Below are 26386 nucleotides of genomic sequence, written 5' to 3'. Positions count from 1 at the left end.
TTTGCTGCAGGAGCCAAGCTTGCTGGCGATGAAGGCGCCGCGATGTGTCTGACACACCGCTATCGCGCGCAAGCTGCACTCCTACAGGGGTTCCCGGTTACTGGGGTTCGTCGGTTTTCTTCTTCAACTTGGGGTTGGGGAAGAACTGCACCGACTGCACCTTGGCATCCGCCACCTTGAGGGCCGCGGTATTCACCCGCGTGCTCAATTCCTTGGGTACCGACAGTCCCTGCTCGTTCAAGGTGTCGGAGTAACCGCAGGCCACGCATTCGCGATGGGGCACGTCGTCTTCGCTCCACATCATCAGCTTGTCCTGCTCACTGCACGCCGGGCAAACCGCACCGGCGATAAAGCGTTTCTTGGTCTTCACGGGGGCTTCACTCATGCTGCCGCGTCCTCGCTGAGGCCGCTGTGGCGCAAGAGTGCGTCAATCGACGGGGCCCGTCCGCGGAAATCGACGAACAGCACCATCGGCTCCTGGGAACCGCCACGGGCCAGGATCGCCTCGCGGAAAGCACGACCGGTCGCGGCGTTGAGCACACCCTCTTCCTCGAAACGCGAGAAGGCGTCGGCCGACAGCACTTCGGCCCACTTGTAGCTGTAGTAACCGGCGGCATAACCACCAGCGAAGATGTGGGCGAAGCTGTTGGCGAAGCGGTTGTAGGCCGGCGGACGCATCACCGAGACCTCGTCGCGCACGGACTCCAGCACCTGCAGCACGCTGCGGCCATCGCCGTGGGTGGCGTGCAGTTCGAAGTCGAACAGCGAGAACTCCAGCTGGCGCACCATCATCATCCCGGACTGGAAGTTCTTGGCCGCCAGCATCTTGTCCAGCAGGTCCTGGGGCAGGGCTTCGCCGGTTTCGTAGTGACCGGAGATCAGCGCCAGGCCCTCGGGCTCCCAGCACCAGTTCTCCATGAACTGGCTCGGCAGCTCCACGGCATCCCAGGCCACGCCGTTGATCCCGGAGACGCCGGCATGCTCGATGCGGGTCAGCAAATGGTGCAGGCCGTGGCCGAACTCGTGGAACAAGGTGGTGACTTCATCGTGGGTCAGCAGCGCAGGCTTGCCAGGCGCGGCCGGAGTGAAGTTGCACACCAGGTTGGCCACCGGGCTCTGCAGGGTACCGCCGGCGGTGCGCCGACGGTCGCGGGCGCCATCCATCCAGGCACCGCCACGCTTGTTGGCGCGGGCGTAGAGGTCGAAGAAGAAACGCCCGACGTGCTGGCCGTTCTCCTTGATCTCGAACAGGCGTACATCCGGGTGCCAGGCATCGAAGCCCTTCTGCTCGGCGATCTCGATGCCGTACAGGCGCTGGACGATGGCGAACAGGCCGGACAGCACCTTGTCGATGGGGAAATAGGCGCGCAGGGCTTCCTGGGACACGCTGTAGCGCTGCTCACGCAGCTTCTCGCCATAGAAGCCGCTGTCCCAGCTTTGCAGGTCAGGGCAACCTTGCTCGGCGGCATAGGCCTTGAGCTGTACCAGGTCCTGGGCGGCGAACGGCTTGCTGCGCTTGGCCAGGTCCCGCAGGAAACCCAGCACCTGGTCGCTGGACTCGGCCATCTTGGTGGCCAGGCTCAGCTCGGCGAAGCTGGCGAAACCCAGCAGCTTGGCCAGTTCCTGGCGCAAGTCGAGGATCTCCTGCATCACCGGGCCGTTGTCGTGCTGGCCGGCGTTGGGGCCCTGATCGGAGGCCCGGGTGCAGTAGGCGGCGTAGACCTCTTCACGCAGGGCGCGGTCCTGGGCGTAGGTCATGACTGCGTAGTAGCTGGGGAACTCCAGGGTGATCAGCCAGCCGTCCAGGTCCTTGGCCTGGGCCGCGGCGGCCATCTGCGCCTTGGCCGAGTCGGTGAGGCCAGCCAGCGCCGCTTCGTCGGTGATGTGCTTGGTCCAGGCCTGGGTGGCATCGAGCAACTGGTTGGAGAAGCGGCTGCCCAGCTCGGACAGCTTGCTCTGCACTTGCGCGTAGCGCTTCTGCTGCTCCGGCGGCAAGTCGATGCCCGACAGGCGGAAATCGCGCAGGGAGTGTTCGAGGATAGTCTTTTGCGCCACGTCGAAACCCGCCGCCTCCGGGCTCTTGGCCAGGGCGTCGAAGGCCTGGAACAGCTCGCGGTTCTGGCCCATTTCGGTGGAGTAGGCGCTCAATGCCGGCAGGCAGGCCTCATAGGCCTCGCGCAGTTCGGCGCTGTTGCACACGGCATTGAGATGGCTGACCGGGCTCCAGGCGGCGCCCAGGCGATCGTTGAGCTCATCCATGGCCAGCACCAGGCCGGCCCAGGTCGGCGCAGTGGCCTGGGTCTTGAGGATCTCGGCGATGGCGGCACGGTTGTCAGCCAGGATCTGTTCGATGGCCGGCTGTACGTGTTCGGCACGGATCGCCGAGAACGGCGGCAGGTCATAGGGCTGCAGAAGAGGGTTGTTCACACTCACGGTGGGCACCTTGGCTGGAAGAAACATGCTTGGGAAACGTAGCACCATCTTAATTACAATCGACAGCCATGGCAGCTATAGCCCCTATTAATAATCCTAGAGAGGGACCCGCATTTGGCCATCCGCACCTATCAGGACCACAGGCCGAAACTCGGCGAACGGGCCTTCGTCGACCACTCGGCGGTGGTCATCGGCGACGTCGAGATCGGCGCCGACAGCTCGGTCTGGCCCCTGACCGTGATCCGCGGCGACATGCACCGCATCCGCATCGGCGCCCGCACCAGCGTGCAAGATGCCAGCGTGCTGCACATCACCCACGCCGGCCCCTTCAACCCCGAGGGTTTCCCGCTGTTGATCGGCGATGACGTGACCATCGCGCACAAGGTCATGCTCCATGGTTGCAGCATCGGCAGCCGGGTCCTGATCGGCATGGGCAGCATCGTCATGGACGGCGCGGTGGTGGAGGATGACGTGATGGTCGGCGCCGGCAGCCTGGTGCCGCCGGGCAAGCGCCTGGCCAGTGGCTTCCTCTATGTCGGCAGCCCGGTGAAGCAGGTCCGCGCCCTGACCGACAAGGAACGTGCGTTCTTCACCTACAGCGCCGGCAACTACGTGAAGCTTAAGGACCAGCACCTGGCCGAAGGCTACGACCGGCCCTGATCAACCGTTGCACAGCCCAGGAATTCCCATGCATTACCAAACCGTATTGTTCGACCTCGACGGCACTCTCACCGACCCTCGCGAAGGCATCACCCGCTCGATCCAGTTCGCCCTGGGCAAGCTGGGTATCGACGAGCCGGACCTTGCCAAGCTCGAACACTTCATCGGCCCGCCGCTGCTGCAGGCCTTCATGCAGTTCTATGGCTTCGACGAAGCCCGGGCCTGGGACGCGGTGAATTTCTATCGCGAACGCTTCAAGGTCACCGGCCTGTACGAGAACCGTGTCTTCGACGGCGTCATGCCGCTGCTCGAGACCCTCGGCGGCCAGGGCCGGCAGCTGTACATCGCCACCTCCAAGCCCTGGGTGTTCGCCCGGGAGATCGCCCGCCACTTCGACTTCGCCAAGCACTTCAAGGTGATCTACGGCAGCGAGCTGGATGGCACCCGTACCGACAAGGTGGAGTTGATCGCCCACCTGCTGGAACAGGAACGCCTGGATCCGGCCGACACCCTGATGATCGGCGACCGCAAGCACGATCTGATCGGCGCGAGGCGCAATGGCCTGGACGCAGCGGCGGTGGGTTACGGCTTCGGCAGCCACGAGGAACTGAGCGCCGAAGCACCGGCCTATCACTTCCAGACCCTGGAGCAACTGCACCAGGCCTTCCTGCCGCGCTGAGCCGAGCGCATCGCGGGCCAGCACGCCTACCCGTGGCCAACCCGTTACGCGCGGGGCTGGTGAAACGGGTTGGCGACTACGCGCTTTGGGATGCGATCTGGATTTGACGATCCGGCCTCATCGCGGGCAAGCCTCGCTCCTACGAAAGTAATGTAGCCCTTGGGGGTCAGCTAGGCGTCACCCATCAAGGCTGTCAGCGCCGCCTTGCGTTTATCGACCGGCTGGCGGCCGAGCTTTTCAACCGCCCCATAGAAGGCCGGCCAGTCGCCGTGCACTTGCTTGAACAACGCGGCGAAGGCCGGCACCCACTGGTCGTACAGGCCGAAGGGCAAGAGCCGGGCGTTGTTCAACGGGGTGTTGATCCAGGCGTCGTAGCGATTGGAGCCGGCCCATTGGCTGTCCCGTAGCTGACGGTAGTCCTGGCGCATGCGCTCGAACTCCTGGGCCTTGCGCTGGCGCATCTGCTCAGCGGGCAAGGGCAGGGCATAGAGCTGTTCCAGGCGCTTGCGAGTGTCGAGCACCAGCTGGGTGAACTGGTCGCGCTGACGCAGCTGGCCATCGGTAGCCGGCGGCAAGCCGCGATAGGCCCGCCATTGCCGGGTGCCTTCCTGCTCGACGAAGGTGGCGAAGGACTCGTTGAACTCGGTGTCGTCCTTCAAGTAGAAGCGCTGGTGGGCCAGTTCATGGAAGATCAGGGTCGCCAGGCGCTCATCGCCCCAGTGCAGCATCGAACTGATGATCGGATCGTCGAACCAGCCCAGGGTCGAATAGGCCTCCACCCCGCCAACGGCCACGTCCAGGCCCTTTAGCTGCAACAGTGCGGCCTCGCCTCGGGCCGCGCCCTGGCTGTAGTAGCCGCGATAGGCCACGCAACCGGCGATGGGAAAGCAATGGGTTTGCGGGGCCAGGGAAAACTCCGGCGTGGCGAACACGTTCCACACCACGTAAGGCCGGCCGATATCGACGTACAACCGATAGCTGCGGTTGTCCGGCAGGTGCAGGTGCTCGCTGGCGAAGGTCCGGGCCCGCTGCGACTGGGCCAGGTGGGCACGCAGGGTGGCATCGCGGGATGGATCGGCCAACACCTGGGTTACTGGTGTACGAGCGCGCAACAACTGTAATTGGCCACTGGCCAGCTGGCTGTAATAGCCGGCGCTGCTGCAACCGTTGAGCAGCAAGAGCATCAGGATCGGAAACCAAACGCGCAAAACGCGATCAAGTACCCCATGGCTTGGACACGGCCTAGTCAAATCGAATCATCCACAGAGAGTCTGCCCGCAAGACTATCTCGCCTGCCTGGAGTTTCGCCATGCGCGTGTTGCTGCTGACCACCGGATTGCTGGCCCTAAACGGCTGTGCCAGTCTGCCCGATCCCGACCCGGCGCAAGCCTGGATCGACCTCGCCCCACCCCAGGACACCACCTTGCAAGCCGTGGAAGTGGACGCCAAGGGCGCCGGGGACCCGCGCTACTTCCAGGTCCAGCCCGGTACCCATGAATTGACCCTGCGCTACCAGTTCGCCGTGGCCCCGGGCAACATCGGCGCCGATGTGGAGGAGCCGCTGTGGCGCGACTGCCAGTTGAACGTGAAATTCACCGGTTTCAGCGCTGGCCAGCGCTACCAGGTACGGGCCGGCAACATTGGCTTCCATCCCTGGGCCAGGCTCTACGACGAACAGCGCACCCTGCTGGGCAAGGCGCAACCGGCAGGCTGCCAGCGCAGCTGATCGGCGCTATGCTGGAGCCCCTTCGCCGACCTGGCCCCTTGTTCATGCGCCTGCCACTGCTGACCCTCGCCCTTGCCACCCTCACTGCCTGCAGCACGCCACTGCCCAGCGTCGACCCGCAACAGGCCTGGATCGACCTGGCCACCCCAGCGCCAGGAGGCCGGCTGCTGATGGCCGAGCGCCTGGACAACCAGCGCCTGGGCGATGGCCGGTTCTTCCAGGTCACGCCCGGCAGCCACGAGCTGATGGTGCGTTTCGATTTCGAGGTGTTCGCCGGCGGCATGGGCATGACCACCGACCCACAGGAGCGGCTGTGCTACCTGAGCCTGCGCTACGACCACTTCCAGGCCGGCCAGCGCTACCGGCTGGAGGCCCGCAACCTGGGGTTCACCCCCAGCGCCAGGCTGTACAACGCCCAGCGCGAGATCGTCGCCGAAGAGCGGATGATCAACTGCGTACCCTGAGCCGGTTCAGCGATCGTTCTTCTGGTAGATGATCTTCTTGGTGCCGTTCTCGCAGCTGCCGACCACCATGTTGTCGTCGTGGACCTCGTCATTGGTGACGATTTCCAGGGTGTAGGAGGAGACGCCCCGGGCCTGGATCTTGGCTTCGATCTCGGCCTTGAGTTCCTCGCAGGGCTTGGGCGCGGCCAGGGCCGATGTGGCCAGCGCACAACTTGCTACCGCCAAGGCAAAACGTTTCATGATTGCAAACTCCCTTGTTGCGGCGCGTGCGAACGCACACTCAAGCCGCAGTCAGGTATTCGACCACATTTTCCATGACCCGGTTCTGAACTGGCGCACAGCCTGGGCCTGCCGGCTCCCGATGCGCAAGCCGGCAGCCACGTTCAACCGACCAGGGTCGCGTCCAGCGTGATGCTGGCCTTGAGCACCTTGGATACCGGGCAACCTTCCTTGGCCTTGCGGCTCAGTTCGTCGAACTGCTGCTGGCTGGCTCCCGGGATCCTGGCCTTGAGGACCAGGTGCACGGCAGTGATGGCAAAACCACCGTCGACCTGCTCCAGGGTCACTTCGGCCTGGGTATCGATGCTCTCGGCCTTGAGCCCGGCCTCGCCGAGGATCATGGAAAACGCCATGGAGAAGCAGCCGGCATGGGCCGCGCCGATCAACTCCTCGGGGTTGGTGCCCTTGCCGCCTTCGAAGCGCGCCGTGAAGCCGTAGGGGGCGTCGCGCAGGACTCCGGTTTCGGTGGAGATCGATCCCACGCCGGTTTTCAGGTCGCCTTGCCAATGGGCCGAAGCTTTTTTCTTGATAGCCATGTATCTCTCCTCGAGGAAGCGGTGCAGGGGAATTCCCGCGCCTCAAGGGTTCTGAGGACAGATCCGCGGGCAAAGTTCAGCCGGTCTGCAGCGACCATTTACCCGACAAATTCACTCTGGCTATTGAAACTCGGGTATATGCCCACATTGCATAGTCCTATCTGACAGATTTCGGCAGGTTTTGCGCGTGTAAAAGCCTGCACATCCCAAGGAGAAGCAGGCTTATGCAATCGCTGTCCGCTGTGAAGTTCTCGACCCTCGACCTGGTGCCCGTGCGTGAAGACGCCAGCCCGGCCCAATCCCTGCGCAATTCCCTGGACCTGGCCCAGCATGTGGAAAAGTTCGGCTACACCCGATTCTGGGTCGCCGAGCACCACAACATGGACGGCATCGCCAGCTCCGCCACTTCGGTGCTCATCGGCTACCTGGCCGGTGGCACCTCGACCATCCGCGTCGGCTCCGGTGGAGTCATGCTGCCCAACCATGCGCCACTGGTGATCGCCGAGCAGTTCGGCACCCTGGAGAGCCTGTACCCGGGCCGCATCGACCTGGGCCTGGGCCGGGCTCCGGGCTCGGACCAGATGACCGCGCGAGCCCTGCGCCGGGAACGTTCCGGCAGCGCCGACGACTTCCCCGAGGATGTGGCCGAGCTGATGGCCTACCTGGGCCCACGTTCCCCGGAACAGCGGGTGATCGCGATGCCCGGCACCGGCAGCAACGTGCCGGTGTGGCTGCTGGGTTCCAGCCTGTTCAGCGCGCAGTTGGCCGGGGAGCGGGGCCTGCCCTACGCCTTCGCCTCGCACTTCGCGCCGCGCTACATGCATGAGGCGATCCGCGTATATCGCAATCACTTCAAGCCTTCGGCGGTACTCGACAAACCCTACGTGATGCTCGGCGTACCACTGGTGGCCGCCGATACCGACGAACAGGCCGATTACCTGGCGACCTCGGTGTACCAGCGCATCCTCGCCCTGATGCGCGGCCAGAGCCTGGTCCAGCGCAAGCCGGTCAAGAGCATGGACGGCCTGTGGCTGCCCCATGAGAAGGAAGCGGTGGGGAGTTTCCTAGGCTTGGCGATGATCGGCAGCCCGGCGAAGATCCGCGCCAAGCTGGAAGTGCTGGTGGAGCAGACCGGCGCCGACGAGCTGATCTTCACCTGCGACCTCTACGAGCACGCCGACCGCCTGCACTCCTACGAGCTGCTGTCACAGGTGATGAAGGGCTGAGCGGAGCTGGATCCCAGGCACAAAAAAGCCGACGCCTGGCGTCGGCTTGGTTTTTTCCGGAGGCTACAAGGGATCAACCGCGCTTGTAGACGATCTCCTTGGTACCGGCTTCGCAGGAGCCGACCACCTTGCCATCCGCCGCGGCGCCCTTGTCGACCACTTCCAGCGAGTAGTGAGGGACGCCATTGGCATCGATCTTCGCGGCGATTTCGCCCTTGAGCTCTTCGCATGGCTTGCCGGCGGCAAGGGCAGTTCCCGCAAGACTGAACAAAGCAGCAGCTAAAACTAGTTTTTTCATCGGTCACATTCCCTGGTCGGATCAAAAGAGGCGGCGTGGACGCCAGCCTGACAGAGGCTCAAGACAGTTGTAGCGCTTTGCCATTTCCTATGGCACTCGGCCAGCGCACAAGTTCCAGAGCCTAGCTCAAGCCCTCAACTATTGGCAATGCGGAAGCCGACCTTGAGGGTGACCTGGAAATGCGCCGCCTTGCCGTCCTTGATATGGCCACGGGTCTCGGTGACTTCGAACCACTCCAGGTGCTTGATGCTCTTGTGCGCCTCGGCCAGCGCGTTGTTGATCGCGTCTTCGATGCTGTTGGGCGAAGAACCCACCAGTTCGACCTTCTTGTAGGTGTGATGATCACTCATGGCACTCTCCTTTTGCGGTGATGAACTAAAGCCTAGCAGTGATTGCCCGCTGCACTTGTGGCGCCTTGTCTCAGGGGAAGTTCAGATTTTCTGCACTTTCCCGAGGCCGTGCAGTCGGAACCTACACACTTCATCACCACGTTGCAGGAGAGCCCACATGGCCAATTCGTCGTTACGCAAAGCCTCGCTGGAAAGTATGGAAGCCGAGATCGAGAGCCTGCTCAAATCCCTGGAAAGCCTCAAGGATGATGCTTCCGAGGAGTCGCGCAAAACCCTCAAGACGCTCAAGAGCAATGCCGAGAGCGCGCTGAAACATTCGCGCAGCCTGCTCAGCGATGCCTATGAAGAGGTCAAGGTGAAAACCCGTGAAACCGGGATCGCCACCCGCGACTACGCCCAGGAACACCCCTGGACCACCGCCGGTGTCGCCGTCGGGGCCGTCGGCCTGCTGGCCGCCTACCTGTTGTGCAAGCGCAACAACTGAGTCCGGCTCTTCACAGCAGAACTCAAGCCGGCTGGCGCAGCTCGGTCTTCAGCCACTGCGCCAGCTGCCGGGCGCGCCCGTCGGCGGCGCGCTTGGGCGACCATAGCGCCAGCTGCCCCGGGGTGTCGCAAAAGCCCCAGGGCGCCACCAGCCGCCCCGCCAGCAAGTCCTCGGCCACCAAGGGTTCCGGAGCGATCGCCACTCCCAATCCGGCCACCGCCGCTTCCAGCAAGTAATACAGATGCTCGAACCCCTGGCCGTATTTCAGTGCCTCGGGAGCGATGCCGTTGCGCCGTGCCCAACTGGGCCAGGCCTGGGGTCGTGAGGTGGTATGCAGCAACGGCTCGGCCACCAGCGCCGTTGCCAGCGCCTGGTGCAGGCGCGGATAACCGGCGTAGCGCGGGCTGAGCACCGGGCCGATGCGTTCGCTGGCCAGCTCATGCACCTGCATATCCGCCGGCCAGGGCGGCTCGGCGAATACCAGCAGGGCATCCAGCCCAGGCCGTCGTGGGTCCAGATCGCCTTCGCCGGCGGACAGGTGCAGGCGCAGGTCCGGCAGGTCGGCATTCAGCCGCCCCAGGCGCGGAATCAACCAGCGCGCCAACAGGCTGCCGGAGCAACCGAGGACGAAAGGCGCATCGGCGCTGCCTTGAGTGAGCTCGGCACAGACATCCCGCAAGCGTTCGAAGGCCTCGCTGCTGGCATCCCGCAGGCGCACTCCGGCATCTGTGAGTTTAATGCCACGCCCATCCTTGCTGAAAAGGCTCAGCCCCAAATGTTCCTCAAGCACCTTCAATTGCCGGCTGACGGCGCCGTGGGTGACATGCAGCTGCTCGGCGGCCTGGCTGACGCTGTTCAACCGGGCGGTGGCTTCGAAGGCCCGCAGGGCATTGAGGGGGGGCAGGTCGCGGCTCATTTGACGTGTGAGTTTTCCTGACAGATTGTGGCGATCTTATCGGTTTTCAGGGCCCGGTGGCAGGGGTAGAGTGAGGTCCATTGTTTCCACGCTTTCTTCCACGAATCCATCCGGGAGCGCTCCAATGACCCAGTCCCAATTGCGTAATGGTCCTGACGAAAACGGCCTGTTCGGCGGGTTCGGCGGCCGTTATGTCGCAGAAACCCTGATGCCGCTGATCCTCGACCTGGCCCGTGAATACGAAAAGGCCAAGCAGGACCCCAAGTTCCTCGAAGAGCTGGCCTATTTCCAGCGCGACTACGTGGGCCGTCCCAGCCCGCTGTACTTCGCCGAGCGCCTGACTGAACACTGCGGCGGCGCCAAGATCTACCTCAAGCGTGAAGAGCTCAACCACACCGGCGCGCACAAGATCAACAACTGCATCGGCCAGATCCTCCTGGCCAAGCGCATGGGCAAGCAGCGCATCATCGCCGAGACCGGCGCCGGCATGCACGGCGTGGCCACCGCCACCGTGGCCGCGCGCTTCGGCCTGCAATGCGTGATCTACATGGGCACCACCGACATCGAGCGCCAGCAGGCCAACGTGTTTCGCATGAAGCTGCTGGGCGCCGAGGTGATCCCGGTGGTGGCCGGCACCGGTACCCTCAAGGATGCGATGAACGAAGCCCTGCGCGACTGGGTGACCAATGTCGACAACACCTTCTACCTGATCGGCACCGTGGCCGGCCCCCACCCGTACCCCGCCATGGTCCGCGACTTCCAGGCAGTGATCGGCAAGGAAACCCGCGAGCAGATGCAGGCCCACGAAGGGCGCCTGCCGGACAGCCTGGTGGCATGCATCGGCGGCGGCTCCAACGCCATGGGCCTGTTCCATCCGTTCCTCGATGACCAGGGCGTGCAGATCATCGGCGTCGAGGCCGCAGGCCACGGCATCGATACCGGCAAGCACGCCGCCAGCCTCAACGGCGGGGTGCCCGGCGTACTGCACGGCAACCGCACCTTCCTGCTGCAGGACGACGATGGCCAGATCATCGACGCCCACTCGATTTCCGCCGGCCTGGACTATCCCGGCATCGGCCCGGAACACGCCTGGCTGCATGACATCGGCCGGGTCGAGTACACCTCGATCACCGATACCGAGGCCCTCGAGGCATTCCACCAGTGCTGCCGCCTGGAAGGCATCATCCCCGCGCTGGAGTCCTCCCATGCCCTGGCAGAAGTATTCAAGCGCGCACCCAACCTGCCCAAGGACCACCTGATGGTGGTCAACCTCTCGGGCCGTGGCGACAAAGACATGCAGACCGTGATGCACCACATGCAACAGTCCCAGCAGGAGAAACACTGATGAGCCGCCTGCAAACGCGCTTTGCCGAACTCAAGCAGCAGAACCGCGCCGCCCTGGTGACCTTCATCACCGCCGGTGACCCGAACTACGACACGTCCCTGGCGATCCTCAAGGGCCTGCCGGCCGCTGGCGCCGACGTGATCGAACTGGGCATGCCCTTCACCGACCCCATGGCCGACGGTCCGGCGATCCAGCTCGCCAACATCCGAGCCCTGGGGGCCAAGCAAAACCTGGCGAAAACCCTGCAGATGGTCCGCGAGTTCCGCGTGGACAACAGCGACACGCCACTGGTGCTGATGGGCTATTTCAACCCGATCCACCACTACGGCGTACCGCGCTTCATCGCCGATGCCAAGGCCGCCGGGGTCGATGGCCTGATCGTGGTGGACATTCCGCCGGAACATAACAGCGAGCTGTGCGACCCGGCCCAGGCCGCGGGCATCGATTTCATCCGCCTGACCACGCCGACCACCGACGACGCGCGCCTGCCCAAGGTGCTCGATGGCAGCTCGGGGTTCGTCTACTACGTGTCGGTGGCCGGGGTGACCGGCGCCGGCGCCGCGACCCTGGAACATGTGGAGCAAGCCGTGGCCCGCCTGCGCCGGCATACCGACCTGCCCATCAGCATCGGTTTCGGCATCCGCACCCCGGATCAGGCCGCAGCCATCGCCCGCCTGGCCGACGGCGTGGTGGTGGGTTCGGCACTGATCGACCACATCGCCAGCGCCGAATCCCCCGCCCAGGCGGTGGATGGCGTGCTGAGCCTGTGTTCGGCGCTGTCCGAGGGCGTGCGCAAGGCCCGGCTCGGCTAAGACCGGGCCCGCAGCGAAAAAGGGTTCCAGGAACAGTCCTGGAACCCTTTTTTCATTGCCGGGCGCCTCAGAACACGCTCAGGTCCAGAGGCCGCAGCGCCCCCATCCAGATCGCATGGTCGGTGTGGTCCTGTAGCTCGTCGCCGGTTTCCGGATGCAGGAACACCACCAGTCCCTGGCGATTGAGCGCCAACCAGGGCACCACCTGGCCGAACAGTTCCGGTCCGAAGGCCAGCTGGCAACTCCAGTCCGGATGCGGCCCGACTTGCCGCTCGTGGACCCGGCCCATGCGCAGGTCGAACAACTGCGCCGCCTGCTCGCACAGGGCCCGGGCCTGCTCGATGGTGCTGGCGTCAAAATAGACGTGGGCGTGGTAGCCCTTGATTCGTTGCATGCAAACCCTCGCGATATAAGACGAACCCTCAGGGCCCGCCACAGGTCACAAGCCTACCTGTAGGAAACAAGAGGAGGCCCGGCCATGAAAAATGCCGAAACCCCAGTGGTCAAGCTGGCGCTCTATGGTGCCACGAGCAGCCTGGGCAGTGCGCTGATGGCGGAGAGCCTGAGGCGCCAGCACGAAGTCATCGCCATTCTCGACGATCTTACCGCCCTGGCCCCGCGCCCTGGCTTGCGCACCAAGGGCGGCAACCTGTTCGATGCCGACGGAGTGCAGCAGAGCGTGGCCGGCTGCTCGGCGGTGATCTGCCTGCTGGATGCTCCCGGCCTGCCGGGCAGTGCGATGCCGGGCCGGGTCGCCGATCCGCTGGCGCAGGTGCAGGCGGCCGATGCGCTGGTTGCAGGCCTGCAAGCGGCCAAGGTCCAGCGGCTGGTCCTGGTGGGCAATTTCGCCATTCTCGACGACCCGCCCGTCTACACCAGCCTGCCTCATCACGCTGCCGAGGAGATCCTCGAAGCCCTGCGCAGCAGCCCCCTGGACTGGACCCTGGTCAACGCCCCGCGCTCCGTGGCCGGGCTGGGTATCGAACACTTCAACCAGGTGGGCGACAACCTCGAGCCCGGGCTCGCCGAGCCCCTGCGGCGGCTCAATGGCGTGGCCGTGGGCATCAATGACGAACTGCGCCTGAATCTGCACCTGCGCGAGCATGTGGAGTTCGTCGGCATCCACGAAAACGGTTAATCCTCAGGGCTGGCAGGCCAGGGTCGCCGCCACGTCCAGCAACTGCCGGCGCAACCACAGGTGGGCCGGATCGGTGTCGTTGCGCCCATGCCAGATCGCCAGCAGCGGCGATGGCTCGAGCGCCAGCGGCAAGGGCCGCTGGCACAGGCCCAAGCGCTGCTCAAGATCCCGGGCCAGGGGTTGCGGCACGATCGCCACCAACGGCGACTGCTCCAGCAACTGCGGCAGCACCAGGGAGTGGGGCAGGGTGAGCTTGTACCAGGGCCGGCGACCGATCGCCGCCATGGCCTGTTCCAGCTGCTGGCGGTGGAACATCTCCGATTGCCGGGCGATGCCGCGTTCGAGGATGTAGCCGTTGACCGCGCCTTCCTCCTGGCCACCGACCGAGAGGATGACCAAGGGGCAGTCCGCCAGGGCCGGCAGCGTCACCTGCGGCAGGTCGAGCAGCGGGTGACCGGGGCACATCAGCAATACATCGCGCTGCTCCCACAGGCAGGCGCTGTGCACCCGCCGCGGCAACTCGGCGAACATGCCGATGGCGAGGTCGATGCGCCCGACATCGATCTGTTCGGCCAGGTCCAGGCGGGTCGAGGGCCGGACCACCAGGTCCACTCCCGGCGCCTGCCGGGCCAGGCGCTGCAGCAATGGCGCCAGCAGCACCGAACTCAGGTAGTCGTTGCTCGCCAGGGTGAAAGTGCGCACGGCACTGGCCGGGTCGAAGGCCTCCACGCCCACGGTGCGCTGGATGCTCAGCAACGCTTCGCGCAAAGGGCCGGCGATCGCCTCGGCCCGGGCCGAGGGCTGCATGCCCCGGGCGGTCCGGATGAACAGCTCGTCCTGCAGGGATTCGCGCAGCCGGGTCAGGGCATGGCTGACCGCCGATTGGCTCAAATGCAAGCGCTTGCTGGCCAGGAGGATGCTGCGATCCTCGTAGATGGCAGCGAAAACCCGCAGCAGGTTGAGGTCGAAACGCGGGAGACCGGGTACTTCGTCACGGAGCATATTGCATATCCTGCAGGAGGCTATTGCGGATTGTTCGCTTGCCGCCGGAGGCGGGCGCGGGCAACTTTAGCAGCATCCGACCCGCCCCCAGAACGCCCCGCGACCACGCCCGGCGATCACGCCGGCGGCTTGCCCGAAGCTCGCTGAAAGCCCCCTGCGCCCCCTAGATTGCAGGGCCCCGCAGCGGCCATGGAAGACCACCCTGGAACCGAACATGAACGCCCCCGATCTCAACGACATCCCGGCCCGGGACTGGGTCGCCACCCGGCTGCCCCGCGCCTGGCAACCCTACGCCCGGCTGATGCGCCTGGACCGGCCCATCGGCACCTGGCTGACCCTGCTGCCGGCCCTGGCTTCGCTGGTGCTGTCTGCCGGGCAGGTGCCCCCGGCCTGGCTGGTGCTGGTGTTCTGCCTCGGCGCGCTGCTGATGCGCAGCGCCGGTTGCAGCATCAACGACATCCTCGACCGGCGCTTCGATGCCCAGGTCAACCGCACCCGCCAGCGCCCCCTGGCCAACGGCTCGTTGAGCCTGCATCAAGCCCTGGCCTGCCTCGCGATCCAGCTGTTGTTGGCCGCCGCCTTATTGTTGACCCTGCAGCCGCTGACGGTGCTGCTGGCCCTGTGCTGCGTGCCCCTGACCCTGGTCTATCCGCTGCTCAAGCGCTTCACCCACTGGCCCCAGGCGTTCCTCGGCGCGGTGTTCAATTGGGGCGTGCTGATGGCCAGCGTGGAGACCACCGGCGCCCTGCAACCCGGCGCCCTGGCGTTGTGGCTCGGTTGCCTGTTCTGGCAACTGGGCTACGACACCTTGTATGCCTACAGCGACCGTGAAGACGACCTGAAGATGGGACTGCGCTCCACCGCGACCCTGTTCGCTGGCCAAGGCAAGGCCTGGATCGGCGGCTTCTACACCATGACGCTGTTGTGCTGGGGCGCGGCAGGGTTGCTGGCCGGGGCCAATCCCGGATTCTTCATCCTGCTGCTGCCGATCGGGCTATCCCTGGCCTATCAGCTCAGCCTGTTCAGCCCCGACGATCCGGGGCCCTGCAACCACCTGTTCCGCAGCAACTGCCATATCGGCGTCCTGCTGCTGGCCGGGGCCTCGGTGGCCATCGTCTAGCCACGGCTTTCGCCATACCCGCACCAACCACGACCTCCAACTACACAAGGATTTGTCATATGCCTGCCCGTTCGTTCGCCCCCGCAATGCCCTCGCCAACCTCCGGCAACCCGCCGCAACAGTGGGCTACCCTGCTGCTGCGCCTGGCCCTGGGGGCCATGTATTGTGCCCACGCGCTGTTCAAGATCCTGGTGCTGGGCTGGCCGGGGACGATCAAGCTGTTCAGCCTCACCGGCATGCCCGAGTGGCTGACCTACCCGGCGGTGGCGGCGGAACTGCTGGGCGGCTTGCTGCTGATCCTGGGGATTGGCGTGCGCTGGGTGGCCCTGGCGCTGCTGCCGATGCTGCTGGGGGCCATCGCCTTCGTCCATGGCGCCCACGGCTGGATCTACACCAGCCCGGGCGGTGGCTGGGAATACCTGGCCTTCCTGGCCGTGGTGTCGCTGGCGTTGGTCTGCCTGGGCAACGGCGCGCTGTCCCTGGCCGGATTGTTCAAGGCCCCGGTCAAAGGGCAATGGACGGCAACGCCAGCCCCTTGAGGGTCTGGGCGCTGGTGGCTTGCTCGGCCATCAACCAGTCGACGAAACGCTGGATCAACGGCCCCCGGCGCTTACGCTGGGGCAGCACCACGTAATAGCCGTAGCTGGAGATCACCGTTTCGGCGATAGGCCGGCACAACAGGCCCTGGGCCAGCAGGTCGTCCACCAGGTGGCGCCAGCCGATGGCCACGCCCTGGCCACCGATCGCCGCCTGGATCAACAGGGTGTAGTTATCGAAGCGCAACTGCCCCGGCGCTGGCGCGGAGGCGATGCCCAGTTCGCGAAACACTCCGCTCCAGTCGAACCAGTGGCTGCTGGCCTCGCCGCGCAAGTGCAGCAATGGCAATTGCAAAAGCGCTTGGGCGGGCAGGGGCAACGTGCGCTCCTTGAGCAATGCCGGGCTGCACACTGCGAACACTTCTTCGTTGAACAGCCAGTGGCTTTGCCCATGCTTGAAGCGCCCATCGCCGAACAGCACCGCCACGTCGATATCGCTGCGCAAGCTGGCGTGGCTGCGTTCGCTGGTCACCAGGCTGACATCCACCTGCGGATTGGCTTCATGGAAACGATGCAGGCGCGGCATCAGCCAGTAGGCGGCGAAGGCGAAATCGGTGGCGACCTGCAGCACCTCATGCTGGTGCTGCTGGCGCAGGGCGCCCAGGCCGGCGTCGATGCTCTGCAAGCCGGCCTGGACCTGCTCCAGCAGCAGGCTGGCGGAGTCGGTCAGCTCGATGCCACGGTAGATCCGGTCGAACAGCCGCACCCCCAGCTGTTCTTCCAGCCGCTTGACCTGCTGGCTGATGGCCGGCTGGGTGGTACCCAGCTCCAGTGCAGCGGCGGTGAAGCTGCGCAGACGGGCCGCCGCTTCGAACACCCGCAGCAGGTCCAGGGACAGGTCACCCAGGGCTTCATACATAAGCTGTGCTTATCCTAGTCATTGTCGCGCATGGGCTTTACCGCCACCGGCATGGAATCCATCCTCGATCGCAGCACTCTCGCATAACCATCGACTATGGAATGCCGCGATCCCATGAAGCGCAAGAACATTCTTTTCATCATGGCCGACCAGATGGCCGCGCCCTTGCTGCCGTTCTACGGTCCATCGCCGATCCGCCTGCCGCACCTTGCGCGCCTGGCCGCCGAGGGCGTGGTGTTCGAGGCGGCCTACTGCAACAGCCCGTTGTGCGCACCCTCGCGCTTCACCCTGGTCAGCGGGCAGTTGCCGAGCAAGATCGGCGCCTACGACAACGCCGCCGACTTTCCCGCCGATGTACCGTCCTACGCCCACTACCTGCGGCGCCTGGGCTACCGCACGGCGCTGTCGGGCAAGATGCACTTTTGCGGCCCGGACCAGTTGCACGGCTATGAAGAGCGCCTGACCAGCGACATCTACCCCGCCGACTACGGCTGGGCGGTGAACTGGGACCAGCCAGGCGTACGCCCCAGTTGGTACCACAACATGTCCTCGGTATTGCAGGCCGGTCCCTGCGTGCGCACCAACCAGCTGGACTTCGACGAGGAGGTGCTGTTCAAGGCCCGGCAGTACCTGTTCGACCATGTCCGCGAGGCCGGCGACCAGCCGTTCTGCCTGACCGTGTCGATGACCCACCCCCACGATCCGTACACCATCGCCAAGGCCTACTGGGACCTGTATCGCGACGAGCAGATCCCCATGCCCCAGGCGCTGCCCCAGGACCAGCAGGACCCGCATTCCCAACGCCTGCTCAAGGTCTACGACCTGTGGGACAAACCACTGCCCGAGGACAAGATCCGCGATGCCCGGCGGGCCTACTTCGGCGCCTGCAGCTACATCGACGATAACGTTGGCAAGCTGCTGCAGACCCTGGAGGAGACCGGCCTGGCGGACGACACCATCGTGGTGTTCTCCGGCGACCACGGCGACATGCTGGGCGAGCGTGGCCTCTGGTACAAGATGCACTGGTTCGAAATGGCCGCGCGGGTGCCGCTGCTGATCCATGCCCCGGGGCAATTCGCCGCCGGCCGGGTCAGCCAGGCGGTGTCCACCGCCGATCTGCTGCCGACCCTGGTGGAACTGGCCGGTGGCGCCCTTGAACCTGACCTGCCCCTGGACGGGCGCTCGTTGCTGCCGCACCTGCAAGGGCAGGGCGGGCATGACGAGGTATTCGGCGAATACATGGCCGAAGGCACCATCGGCCCGCTGATGATGATCCGCCGTGGCGCCTACAAGTTCATCTACAGCGAGGACGACCCATGCCTGTTGTTCGACGTGGCCAACGACCCACACGAACGCGAGGAACTGTCCCGCTCAGCGGAACATCGCCAGCTGTTCGCCGACTTCCTCCAGGAGGCCCGCAACCGTTGGGACATGCCTCGGATCCACCAACAAGTGCTCGCCAGCCAGCGGCGCCGGCGTTTCGTCGCCACGGCCCTGGGCATCGGCAAGCTCAAGAGCTGGGACCACCAGCCGCTGGTGGACGCCAGCGCGCAGTACATGCGCAACCATATCGACCTCGATGACCTGGAGCGCAAGGCTCGTTATCCACAACCCTGCCAAGACCAATGACAAAAACCCAAGGGGAAGAGCATGCAGAAGTTATCCACAGCAGCGATCGCCACGCTGGTGCTTTTGACCAGCGCACCGACCTGGGCCGAGCCTGGATGCGAGACGGTGAAGATGGCCGACCCGGGCTGGAGCGACATCGCCGCCACCAACGCCATCACCGGCTTCTTGCTCGAGGGCCTGGGCTACAAACCCAAGGTCGATACCCTGGCGGTGCCGATCATCTTCGGCGGACTCAAGGACGGCCGGGTGGACGTGTTCCTGGGCAACTGGATGCCGGCGCAACAGGGCTTCCATGACAAGTTCGTGGCCAACGGCGATGTCACCCGGCTGGCGCAGAACCTAGAGGGCACCCAGTTCACCCTGGCCGTGCCGGACTATGTATGGGACGCCGGGGTACATGACTTCAACGACCTGAACAGATACGCCGAACAGCATCCCCGGGAAGTCGACAAGAAGCTCTACGGCATCGGCTCCGGAGCCCCGGCCAACCTGTCGTTGCAGGAGATCATCAAGCACGACGACTTCGCCCTCGGCCAGTGGAAGCTCGCGGAATCCAGCGAGCAGGCGATGCTCGCCGAGGTGTCGCGGGCGGTGAAAAAACACAAGTTCGTCACCTTCCTCGGCTGGACGCCGCACCCGATGAACGTGCAACTGAACATGCGCTACCTCACCGGGGGCGAGAAGTACTTCGGCGCCAGCGGCAGCGTCTACACCCTGACCCGCAAGGGGTATGCCCAGGCTTGCCCGAACGTCGGCAAGCTACTGGGCAACCTGCGGTTCACCCAAGACATGGAGAACGGCATCATGGCCGAGGTGGCCAACCGCAAGGTCAGCTATGCCGAGGCCGCCCGGGCCTGGATCAAGGCCAACCCGGCGGTGCTGGGCCAATGGCTAGACGGTGTGACGACCCTCGATGGCAAGGATGCGCTGCCAACCGTGCAAGCCCGCCTCTAGCACCCATCGTAGGAGCGAGGGGTGGGCGCCCCCTTGCTCCTACAGGGATGGGGTAAGCCCTGCGGCAATGCTTTACCCTGACGCCTCTGAACACGCTGAACGCGAGGACCCATGGCCTGGCCCGACCGCCATTCACTGCTGCCGTTCCTGAGCTGGCTGCCACGCCAGAGCCGCGCCAGTGTCGGCCGCGACCTGCTGGTGGGCCTGAGCGGGGCGATCCTGGCGCTGCCGCAATCGATCGCCTATGCCCTGATCGCCGGGCTGCCGCCGGAGTACGGGCTGTACGCGGCCATAGTACCGGTGCTGGTGGCCTGCCTGTGGGGCTCGTCCTGGCACTTGATCTGCGGTCCCACGGCGGCCATTTCCATCGTTCTCTACACCAGCGTCAGCCCCTTGGCGGTGCCGGCTTCGGCGGACTACATCACGCTGATCCTGCTCTTGACCCTGCTGGCCGGGATCTTCCAGTGGCTGCTGGGGATGCTGCGCTTCGGCGCCCTGGTGAACTTCGTCTCGCATTCGGTGGTACTGGGCTTCACCCTCGGCGCGGCGGTGGTCATCGCCCTGGGCCAACTGCCCAACCTGATGGGCCTGGACCTGGCGAACCAGGCCACCGCCCTTGGCAGCCTGGGCCTGCTGTTGCAGCACCTGGGCGACCTCGACCGGCCGTCCCTGCTCCTGGGGCTCGGCACCCTGGCGCTGGGGGTCGGCTTCAAGCTGCTGGCCCCGCGCTGGCCAGGCCTGCTACTGAGCCTGGTGCTCAGTGCGCTGGCGGTCTGGCTGCTGCCGGGACTGTTCGGCCAGGTACGGCTGGTGAGCGCCTTCGCCGGCCACTTGCCGCCCCTGAGCCCTCTGCCGCTGGACCTGGAGCTGGTCCTGCGGCTGCTGCCCAGCGCCGTGGCGGTGGGCATGCTGGGGCTGGTGACCAGCCTGTCGATCGCCCGCTCGCTATCGGCCCGCTCGGAGCAGCTGCTCGACGCCAACCAGGAAGTGCGCGCCCAGGGCCTGTCGAACATCGTCGGGGCCTTCTTCTCCGGCTATCTGTCCTCGGGCTCCTTCACCCGCTCGGGGCTGAGCTACGAGGCCGGCGCCCGTTCGCCCCTGGCCGGGGTGTTCTCGGCGCTCTGGGTGGCGCTGTTCGCAGTGGCCGGCGCCGGGCTGATCGCCCATATCCCGATCCCCGCCATGGCCGGCAGCATCCTGCTGATCTGCTGGGGCCTGGTGGACCACCGGGCGATTCGTGCGTTGTTCCGGGTCAGTCGCGCCGAATTCGCCGTGATGAGCCTGACCTTCTTCGCCACCTTGCTCCTGGAATTGCAGACCGCGATCTATGCCGGGGTCCTGGCGTCGCTGTTCTTCTACCTCAAGCGCACCTCGCAACCCCGGGTGCAGTACAGCCGCGAAGGCGACGAGGACATCCTGCGGGTCGGCGGCTCGATCTTCTTCGGCGCCAGCCATTACCTGCAGGTCCGCATGCAGCGCTGCCACGGGGCGAAACTGGTGATCGACGCGCGGCAGATCAACTTCATCGACTCTTCGGGAGTGGCGATGCTGCACCAGGAGGCGCGCCGGCTCAGGCGCCAGGGTGGCAGCCTGACACTGCGCCGGGCGCGGGCCTCGGTGATCGAGGAATTGCGCAAGCTCGAAGGCACGGAGCAATGCCCGATCCGCTTTGAGGATTGAGCATGGCTTGCTGTGGGGTCATAACGACGCGCCCATCGCCAGCCGGCTATCGCTCTGAACGATGAGGCGATCGGTCAGAGCGCCAGCTGGCGCCGCAGCTCGGCCAGTACCGGGGCGCTGTCCGGGCGCACGCCACGCCACAGGAAGAAGGCTTCTGCCGCCTGCTCGGCGAGCATGCCCAGGCCATCGAGCACCTGGACCGCGCTCTGTGCGCTGGCCCAACGGCAGAAGGTGGTCGGCTCCTTGCCGTACATCATGTCGTAGCACACCGTCCTGCCCGGCTCGACCAGGCTGCCGGAGATCGCCGGCAACTCACCCGACAGACTGGCGGAAGTGGCGTTGATGATCAGGTCCACCGACTCTTCCAGCCAGTCGTAACCGCTGGCCGATACCGGCCCCAGGTCGGCGAAGGCCGCGGCCAGTTGCTCGGCCTTCTCCACGGTGCGGTTGGCGATCACCACCGAGGCCGGTTGCTCGGCCAGCAACGGCTCCAGGGCACCACGCACCGCGCCACCGGCGCCCAGCAGCAGGATGCGCTTGCCCTTGAGGCCGACCCCGGCGTTGACCCTGAGGTCGCGCACCAGCCCGGCACCGTCGGTGTTGTCTCCCAGCAAGCTGCCATCGGCCTGCTTGCACAGGGTGTTCACTGCGCCGGCGCGCTGCGCTCGACGGGTGAGGCTGTCGCACAGGCGGTAGGCTTCTTCCTTGAACGGCACGGTGACGTTGGCCCCGCGCCCGTGGGCGAAGAAGCGCCGGGCGGTGCCGGCGAAATCGTCCAGGGGCGCCAGCAGGGTGGCGTATTCCAGCTGCTGGCCGGTCTGTTCGGCGAACAGCCGGTGGATCAACGGCGACTTGCTGTGGCCGATCGGATTACCGAAGACAACGTACTGGTCCATCTCTTCCCCCTTTGTGCAATGCCGATTCATCCGCCCGGTCCGCTCAGTTGGCGCCGGCCAGCCAGTCGCGATCCTTGAGGAAGTACTCGGTCAGGCGCGCTTCCTCGCTGCCCGGCTCGGCCTTCCAGTCATAACCCCAGCGCACCTGCGGCGGCAGCGACATGAGGATCGACTCGGTGCGGCCGCCCGATTGCAGGCCGAACAGGGTGCCGCGGTCGTAGACCAGGTTGAATTCCACGTAGCGGCCCCGGCGGAACTCCTGGAATTCGCGCTGCTGCTCGGTGTAGGGGGTGGCCTTGCGGCGCTGGATGATGGGCAGGTAGGCCTCGATGTAGGCATCGCCGATGGCGCGCATGAAAGCGAAGCTGGTGTCGAAGTCCCATTCGTTCAGATCGTCGAAGAACAGGCCGCCGATGCCCCGCGGCTCGTTGCGGTGCTTGATGTGGAAGTAGCTGTCGCACCAGGCCTTGTAGCGTGGATAGACATCGGGCCCGAAGGGCGCGCAGGCGCGTTCGGCGACCCGGTGCCAGTGCACGCAGTCTTCCTCGTTGGCGTAGTAGGGGGTCAGGTCGAAGCCGCCGCCGAACCACCAGACCGGTTCCTCGCCTTCTTTCTCGGCGATGAAGAACCGCACGTTGGCGTGGGAAGTCGGTACATGGGGGTTATGCGGATGGATCACCAGGGACACGCCCAGGGCCTCGAAACCGCGACCGGCCAGTTCCGGCCGGTGGGCACTGGCCGATGGCGGCAGGCCGCTGCCGAACACATGGGAAAAGTTGACCCCGCCTTTCTCGATCACCGCGCCATCGCCGATCACCCGGGTACGACCGCCACCGCCGGCAGGGCGGGTCCAGGCGTCCTCGATGAAACGGGCGCCGCCGTCTTCGGTTTCCAGTGCGGCACAGATACGGTCTTGCAGGTCGAGCAGGTAGGCCTTCACGGCCTCGGTGCGGGTAGTCATGGCATCACCTTGGGTCGGGCAAAGCTACGCGGCGCTAGGGATGACGCGCAGGCCGGCGCAAATGGGCGCGTAGCATAACACCGCGCCGGGGCCTGCCGCAGTTGACGAAGGTCAAGCAGAGGAGTCCGATAGGGCACTTTTAACAGGCCGTTCAAAAATGTAGGCGGGCAACCAGCGCAAGGCGAAAAAAGACGAAAAAACGCAGTTTACAAGTGTAAATGAGCATTTTGACCGGGCTGGCGCACCAGCCTGTTTTCAACGCAGCGATGGCAACGCAGGCAGTTTTTCAACGCCCTGTTCAACATGCGATCGAGGAGAGAGGAAAGATGGCTAAACGTATCCAGTTCCGCGCCCATGGCGGCCCCGAAGTACTTGAGTATGTGGATTACCAGCCGGCCGAGCCGGGCCCGCAGGAAGTGCGGGTCAGCAACCGGGCCATCGGCCTGAACTTCATCGACAACTACTACCGCAGTGGCTTGTATGCGCCACCGGCCTTGCCCTCGGGCATGGGTTTCGAAGGCGCGGGGGTGGTCGAGGCGGTGGGCAGCGCGGTGACCCGCTTCAAGGTCGGCGACCGGGTGGGCTACGGCAGCGGCCCGCTGGGCGCCTACAGCGATGTGCATGTACTGCCCGAAACCAACCTGGTGCTGCTGCCTGAGGGCATCAGTTTCGAACAAGCGGCGGCGGTGATGCTCAAGGGCCTGACCGTGCAGTACCTGCTGCGCCAGACCTACGAACTCAAGGGCGGCGAGACCGTGCTGTTCCACGCGGCGGCAGGTGGCGTCGGCGCCCTGGCCTGCCAGTGGGCCAAGGCCCTGGGGGTGAAGCTGATCGGTACCGTCAGCTCGCCGGAAAAAGCCGCCCTCGCCAAGGGCCTCGGCGCCTGGGAAACCATCGACTACAGCCATGAGAACGTGGCCCAGCGGGTGCTGGAGCTGACCGGCGGACGCAAATGCCCGGTGGTCTACGACGGCGTCGGCAAGGACACCTGGCTGACTTCCCTGGACTGCCTGGCGCCACGCGGCCTGATGGTCAGCTTCGGCAACGCCTCGGGGGCGGTGGAAGGGGTGAATCTGGGAATCCTGGCGGCCAAGGGTTCGCTGTACGTGACCCGGCCGACCCTGGGCAGCTACGCCAACAGCGCCGAGAACCTGCAACGCATGGCCGACGACCTGTTCGGCATGATCACCAGCGGCCACATCAAGGTCGAGATCAACCAGCGTTTCGCCCTGGCGGACGCGGCCAAGGCCCACGTCGAGCTTTCGGCGCGGCGCACCACCGGCTCCACGGTACTGCTGCCCTAGTCAGGGGAAACAGTGGGCGAGGGTGGCGCGCTCCAATCGGCGCCGCAGCCCTCGCCAGCGCGGCTCAGGAAGGCCGGATCACCTTGCCGGTGGCCAGGTCGCGGATCAGGCTGGGGTTCTTGCGTCCACCCAGGCTGCCGCTCAAGACCAGGTCCAGCTGCCCCCGGAAGTACTGTTCGACCCGCAACCGGGTCCGCGCCGCTGGGCGCCCCTGGGGGTTGGCCGAGGTAGAGATCAATGGCCCCACCAGGGCACAGAGCTCACGCACCAACGGATGGTCGCTGACCCGCAGGGCCACGGTGTCGTGGAGCCCGGTGACCCATTCGGGCAACAGGTTCTGATGGGGCACCAGCCAGGTATTGGGACCCGGCCAGGTGCTGGCCATGCGTTCGATCCAAGTGTCGGGGAAATCCTCGAACAGGAAGTCGAACTGGTGGATATTGTCGGCGATCAGGATCAAGCCCTTGTCCACCGACCGCGACTTGATCGCCAACAGGCGATCCACCGCCTCTTCGTTCCACGGATCGCACCCCAGGCCCCAGACCGCTTCGGTTGGATAGGCAATCACCGCCCCTGCGCGAATCTCTCGTGCGGCTTGTTGCACACGCCAACTGCTGACCATTGCCGACTCTCCAGATAAAAGCTGTGCGCAGTTTACCGATCCTGCTTATAAAACCTAGCTCAGGCGCGCAAACCAGCGCCCGTTTTCATTGACCGCGCGACCATCGACCTCCAGCTCGGTCAGGCTCGCCAGCACCCGGGGCAGGGGCCAGCCACTGGCCAGCGCCAGGGCCTCGCTGCCCTGGGGAGCGGCTTGCAGCAGGACCAGCAGCGGATGGGAATCGATGGCGACCGGCTCGACTGACGGCGGCAAGCGTTGCCAGCCCTGTAACGTCTCGAGGATGTGCTGGACGCTTTCCACCAGTACCGCGCCATCGCGGATCAGTTGGTGACAACCGCGGGCTCCGGGGTAATGGATCGAACCGGGAATGGCATACACCTCGCGCCCCTGCTCCGCCGCCAGCCGGGCAGTGATCAGCGAGCCGCTGGCGACACTGGCCTCCACCACCAGCACCCCCAGGGACAGGCCGCTGATGATCCGGTTGCGCCGGGGAAAATGCTCCGGGCGCGGCCCGGTATCCAGGGCGAACTCGGACACCAGCGCACTGCCTTGCTCGACCATCGCCCGGGCCAGCTCCCGGTGACGCTGTGGATAACAATTTTCCAGGCCGGTGCCGAGCACCGCCACGGTGCGCCCGCCGACCTCCAGCGCAGCCCGGTGCGCGGCCCCGTCGATGCCCAGGGCCAGGCCGCTGGTGATGACGAAACCGGCCTCGGCCAAGCTCCTGGAAAACGCCGCCGCAGTATCCAGGCCGGGCCGCGAGGCACGCCGGCTGCCCACCAGCGCCAACTGCGGCGACTCGAGGATCGTCGGATCGCCGGCCACGAACAGCAGGGGCGGGGCATCCTCCAACTGGGCCAGCAACGCCGGGTAGCCGGGCTGGTCCCACATCAGCAAGTGCCTGGCCTGGCCGTCTATCCAGGCCAACGCGCGCCGAGCGCCCTCGCGCACTGTAGCGCTGCGCCGGGCCTCGGCACAGGCCGCCGGCAGCCCCAGGGACTGCCAGGCAGCGGCCGGGGCGCTGAGGGCCTTGGCCGCACCACCGAAAGCCTGGAGCAGGCGCTTGAAACGCATGGGGCCAAGACCAGGCAGTCCATGCAAACGTAGACGAGCCTCCAGTTCCGCTGGGGAAATGGCGCCAATGGTCGGGTGCGACATGGATCATCCTTGATCGTCATGGCTCCGGCGAATACCGGAACAACCTGTGGATAAGTCTGTTGGTAACTTGTTGAGGAACGCCTTCCCTCAAGGCCCCTGGCACTTGCCCTGGCACTCTTGGCCAGGCCAGGCCGGCACGGATGCGCATGGAGGGGGAAAAGCGCCGACGATCCGCCTGCAGCCCAGGGACAGCAAGGCGAACAGTGATTTCCTCAGGGGCTGAATCCCTTTATCATGTGCGTTCGCGTGAAACGCCAGA

The 26386-nt window shown here is 65.4% G+C and carries 30 protein-coding genes and 1 pseudogene; 16 read left to right on the top strand and 15 right to left on the bottom strand.

The window, feature by feature from the left end; translation table 11 throughout:
* Positions 1–97 precede the first annotated feature (97 nt).
* Both AC3WK8_RS01670 and prlC read right to left on the bottom strand, forming a co-directional pair.
* The gene (locus tag AC3WK8_RS01670; protein ID WP_022642248.1) at positions 98–385 is read right to left on the bottom strand and encodes a YheV family putative zinc ribbon protein; all 288 of its coding nucleotides are present in this window, start codon (positions 383–385) and stop codon (positions 98–100) included.
* Positions 382–2460 (bottom strand): oligopeptidase A, encoded by a 2079-nt coding sequence (gene prlC, locus AC3WK8_RS01665; protein WP_177409100.1) that lies wholly within the window; start codon positions 2458–2460, stop codon positions 382–384. The genes AC3WK8_RS01670 and prlC overlap by 4 nt, the downstream gene beginning before the upstream one ends.
* A gap of 87 nt (positions 2461–2547) precedes the next feature.
* On the opposite strand from prlC, the gene AC3WK8_RS01660 reads away from it, so the two are divergent.
* From AC3WK8_RS01660 to AC3WK8_RS01650, 3 genes and pseudogenes are all read left to right on the top strand, one after another.
* Positions 2548–3093: a gamma carbonic anhydrase family protein gene (locus AC3WK8_RS01660; RefSeq protein ID WP_103324423.1), complete on the top strand. Its 546-nt coding sequence runs from the start codon at positions 2548–2550 to the stop codon at positions 3091–3093.
* Positions 3094–3121: 28 nt separating this feature from the next.
* Positions 3122–3772: an HAD family hydrolase gene (locus tag AC3WK8_RS01655; protein WP_053137882.1), complete on the top strand. Its 651-nt coding sequence runs from the start codon at positions 3122–3124 to the stop codon at positions 3770–3772.
* A 20-nt stretch (positions 3773–3792) separates the two neighbouring features.
* Positions 3793–3879: pseudogene (locus AC3WK8_RS01650) on the top strand (REP-associated tyrosine transposase); the annotation flags it as partial.
* A gap of 63 nt (positions 3880–3942) precedes the next feature.
* Here the strand turns inward: AC3WK8_RS01650 and AC3WK8_RS01645 are convergent.
* Positions 3943–5022, bottom strand: a complete 1080-nt coding sequence (locus AC3WK8_RS01645) for an aminopeptidase (RefSeq protein ID WP_103324422.1) — start codon at positions 5020–5022, stop codon at positions 3943–3945.
* Between the two features lie 59 nt (positions 5023–5081).
* Here AC3WK8_RS01645 and AC3WK8_RS01640 point away from each other — a divergent pair, with 59 nt between their 5' ends.
* Positions 5082–5498: a PA0061/PA0062 family lipoprotein gene (locus tag AC3WK8_RS01640; protein WP_103324421.1), complete on the top strand. Its 417-nt coding sequence runs from the start codon at positions 5082–5084 to the stop codon at positions 5496–5498.
* A 44-nt stretch (positions 5499–5542) separates the two neighbouring features.
* Entirely contained in the window at positions 5543–5962 is a 420-nt protein-coding gene (locus tag AC3WK8_RS01635; RefSeq protein WP_103324420.1) for a PA0061/PA0062 family lipoprotein, read from the top strand.
* A 6-nt stretch (positions 5963–5968) separates the two neighbouring features.
* On the opposite strand, the gene AC3WK8_RS01630 is transcribed toward AC3WK8_RS01635, so the two are convergent.
* Together AC3WK8_RS01630 and AC3WK8_RS01625 are read right to left on the bottom strand one after the other, a co-directional pair.
* Positions 5969–6202, bottom strand: a complete 234-nt coding sequence (locus tag AC3WK8_RS01630; protein WP_022642240.1) for a DUF1161 domain-containing protein — start codon at positions 6200–6202, stop codon at positions 5969–5971.
* A 143-nt stretch (positions 6203–6345) separates the two neighbouring features.
* Positions 6346–6777 carry an OsmC family protein gene (locus AC3WK8_RS01625; protein WP_103324419.1) on the bottom strand — a complete coding sequence of 144 codons (432 nt, stop codon included), beginning with the start codon at positions 6775–6777 and terminating at the stop codon, positions 6346–6348.
* A gap of 224 nt (positions 6778–7001) precedes the next feature.
* Here AC3WK8_RS01625 and AC3WK8_RS01620 point away from each other — a divergent pair, with 224 nt between their 5' ends.
* Entirely contained in the window at positions 7002–8003 is a 1002-nt protein-coding gene (locus tag AC3WK8_RS01620; protein ID WP_022642238.1) for an LLM class flavin-dependent oxidoreductase, read from the top strand.
* A 73-nt stretch (positions 8004–8076) separates the two neighbouring features.
* Here AC3WK8_RS01620 and AC3WK8_RS01615 read toward each other — a convergent pair whose 3' ends face one another.
* On the bottom strand, positions 8077–8301 hold the full coding sequence (locus AC3WK8_RS01615) for a DUF1161 domain-containing protein (RefSeq protein WP_031320863.1): 225 nt from the start codon (positions 8299–8301) through the stop codon (positions 8077–8079).
* 134 nt (positions 8302–8435) lie between these two features.
* A complete protein-coding gene (locus tag AC3WK8_RS01610) occupies positions 8436–8651 on the bottom strand; it encodes a dodecin (RefSeq protein WP_022642236.1) in 216 nt (71 codons plus the stop codon).
* A gap of 157 nt (positions 8652–8808) precedes the next feature.
* Here AC3WK8_RS01610 and AC3WK8_RS01605 point away from each other — a divergent pair, with 157 nt between their 5' ends.
* On the top strand, positions 8809–9135 hold the full coding sequence (locus tag AC3WK8_RS01605) for an ElaB/YgaM/YqjD family protein (protein ID WP_085593959.1): 327 nt from the start codon (positions 8809–8811) through the stop codon (positions 9133–9135).
* A gap of 22 nt (positions 9136–9157) precedes the next feature.
* On the opposite strand, the gene AC3WK8_RS01600 is transcribed toward AC3WK8_RS01605, so the two are convergent.
* Entirely contained in the window at positions 9158–10051 is an 894-nt protein-coding gene (locus tag AC3WK8_RS01600) for a LysR family transcriptional regulator (protein WP_085593961.1), read from the bottom strand.
* A 124-nt stretch (positions 10052–10175) separates the two neighbouring features.
* On the opposite strand from AC3WK8_RS01600, the gene trpB reads away from it, so the two are divergent.
* Together trpB and trpA are read left to right on the top strand one after the other, a co-directional pair.
* Positions 10176–11396 (top strand): tryptophan synthase subunit beta, encoded by a 1221-nt coding sequence (gene trpB / locus AC3WK8_RS01595; RefSeq protein ID WP_103324418.1) that lies wholly within the window; start codon positions 10176–10178, stop codon positions 11394–11396.
* Entirely contained in the window at positions 11396–12208 is an 813-nt protein-coding gene (trpA, locus tag AC3WK8_RS01590; RefSeq protein WP_085593963.1) for a tryptophan synthase subunit alpha, read from the top strand. The genes trpB and trpA overlap by 1 nt, the downstream gene beginning before the upstream one ends.
* Before the next feature lie 67 nt (positions 12209–12275).
* Here the strand turns inward: trpA and AC3WK8_RS01585 are convergent, their stop codons facing one another.
* Positions 12276–12602, bottom strand: a complete 327-nt coding sequence (locus AC3WK8_RS01585) for a DOPA 4,5-dioxygenase family protein (RefSeq protein ID WP_053137869.1) — start codon at positions 12600–12602, stop codon at positions 12276–12278.
* Positions 12603–12686: 84 nt separating this feature from the next.
* Between AC3WK8_RS01585 and AC3WK8_RS01580 the strand changes: the two genes are divergently transcribed.
* The gene (locus AC3WK8_RS01580; protein WP_103324417.1) at positions 12687–13346 is read left to right on the top strand and encodes an NAD(P)-dependent oxidoreductase; all 660 of its coding nucleotides are present in this window, start codon (positions 12687–12689) and stop codon (positions 13344–13346) included.
* Positions 13347–13349: 3 nt separating this feature from the next.
* Here AC3WK8_RS01580 and AC3WK8_RS01575 read toward each other — a convergent pair whose 3' ends face one another.
* Positions 13350–14348 (bottom strand): LysR family transcriptional regulator, encoded by a 999-nt coding sequence (locus tag AC3WK8_RS01575; protein ID WP_103324416.1) that lies wholly within the window; start codon positions 14346–14348, stop codon positions 13350–13352.
* Positions 14349–14562: 214 nt separating this feature from the next.
* On the opposite strand from AC3WK8_RS01575, the gene ubiA reads away from it, so the two are divergent.
* Together ubiA and AC3WK8_RS01565 are read left to right on the top strand one after the other, a co-directional pair.
* Positions 14563–15468 (top strand): 4-hydroxybenzoate octaprenyltransferase, encoded by a 906-nt coding sequence (ubiA, locus tag AC3WK8_RS01570; protein WP_103324415.1) that lies wholly within the window; start codon positions 14563–14565, stop codon positions 15466–15468.
* A 59-nt stretch (positions 15469–15527) separates the two neighbouring features.
* On the top strand, positions 15528–16007 hold the full coding sequence (locus tag AC3WK8_RS01565; protein ID WP_085593969.1) for a DoxX family protein: 480 nt from the start codon (positions 15528–15530) through the stop codon (positions 16005–16007).
* Here AC3WK8_RS01565 and AC3WK8_RS01560 read toward each other — a convergent pair.
* Positions 15973–16923: a choline sulfate utilization transcriptional regulator gene (locus AC3WK8_RS01560; RefSeq protein WP_103324414.1), complete on the bottom strand. Its 951-nt coding sequence runs from the start codon at positions 16921–16923 to the stop codon at positions 15973–15975. The two genes, AC3WK8_RS01565 and AC3WK8_RS01560, sit on opposite strands and share 35 nt — an antisense overlap.
* Positions 16924–17037: 114 nt before the next feature.
* Between AC3WK8_RS01560 and betC the strand changes: the two genes are divergently transcribed.
* The 3 genes from betC to AC3WK8_RS01545 all read left to right on the top strand — a co-directional run bounded on the left by betC (position 17038) and on the right by AC3WK8_RS01545 (position 21186).
* Complete coding sequence (gene betC / locus AC3WK8_RS01555) at positions 17038–18552, top strand: choline-sulfatase (protein ID WP_103324413.1); 1515 nt, start codon at positions 17038–17040, stop codon at positions 18550–18552.
* Positions 18553–18573: 21 nt separating this feature from the next.
* Positions 18574–19506 carry a choline ABC transporter substrate-binding protein gene (gene choX / locus AC3WK8_RS01550; protein ID WP_103324412.1) on the top strand — a complete coding sequence of 311 codons (933 nt, stop codon included), beginning with the start codon at positions 18574–18576 and terminating at the stop codon, positions 19504–19506.
* 111 nt (positions 19507–19617) lie between these two features.
* Positions 19618–21186: a SulP family inorganic anion transporter gene (locus AC3WK8_RS01545; protein ID WP_103324411.1), complete on the top strand. Its 1569-nt coding sequence runs from the start codon at positions 19618–19620 to the stop codon at positions 21184–21186.
* A 74-nt stretch (positions 21187–21260) separates the two neighbouring features.
* Here the strand turns inward: AC3WK8_RS01545 and aroE are convergent, their stop codons facing one another.
* Both aroE and hemF read right to left on the bottom strand, forming a co-directional pair.
* The gene (gene aroE, locus AC3WK8_RS01540; RefSeq protein WP_103324410.1) at positions 21261–22082 is read right to left on the bottom strand and encodes a shikimate dehydrogenase; all 822 of its coding nucleotides are present in this window, start codon (positions 22080–22082) and stop codon (positions 21261–21263) included.
* 43 nt (positions 22083–22125) lie between these two features.
* A complete protein-coding gene (gene hemF / locus AC3WK8_RS01535; RefSeq protein WP_022642223.1) occupies positions 22126–23043 on the bottom strand; it encodes an oxygen-dependent coproporphyrinogen oxidase in 918 nt (305 codons plus the stop codon).
* 326 nt (positions 23044–23369) lie between these two features.
* On the opposite strand from hemF, the gene AC3WK8_RS01530 reads away from it, so the two are divergent.
* Positions 23370–24347 (top strand): NADPH:quinone reductase, encoded by a 978-nt coding sequence (locus AC3WK8_RS01530; protein ID WP_085593979.1) that lies wholly within the window; start codon positions 23370–23372, stop codon positions 24345–24347.
* A 64-nt stretch (positions 24348–24411) separates the two neighbouring features.
* On the opposite strand, the gene tsaC is transcribed toward AC3WK8_RS01530, so the two are convergent.
* Positions 24412–24969: an L-threonylcarbamoyladenylate synthase type 1 TsaC gene (gene tsaC / locus AC3WK8_RS01525; protein WP_022642221.1), complete on the bottom strand. Its 558-nt coding sequence runs from the start codon at positions 24967–24969 to the stop codon at positions 24412–24414.
* 54 nt (positions 24970–25023) lie between these two features.
* On the bottom strand, positions 25024–26127 hold the full coding sequence (gene dprA / locus AC3WK8_RS01520; RefSeq protein ID WP_103324409.1) for a DNA-processing protein DprA: 1104 nt from the start codon (positions 26125–26127) through the stop codon (positions 25024–25026).
* Positions 26128–26386 lie beyond the last annotated feature (259 nt).

It is taken from the genome of Pseudomonas sp. FW507-12TSA (assembly GCF_058781435.1).
This window is presented reverse-complemented; position numbering and strand designations above follow the sequence as displayed.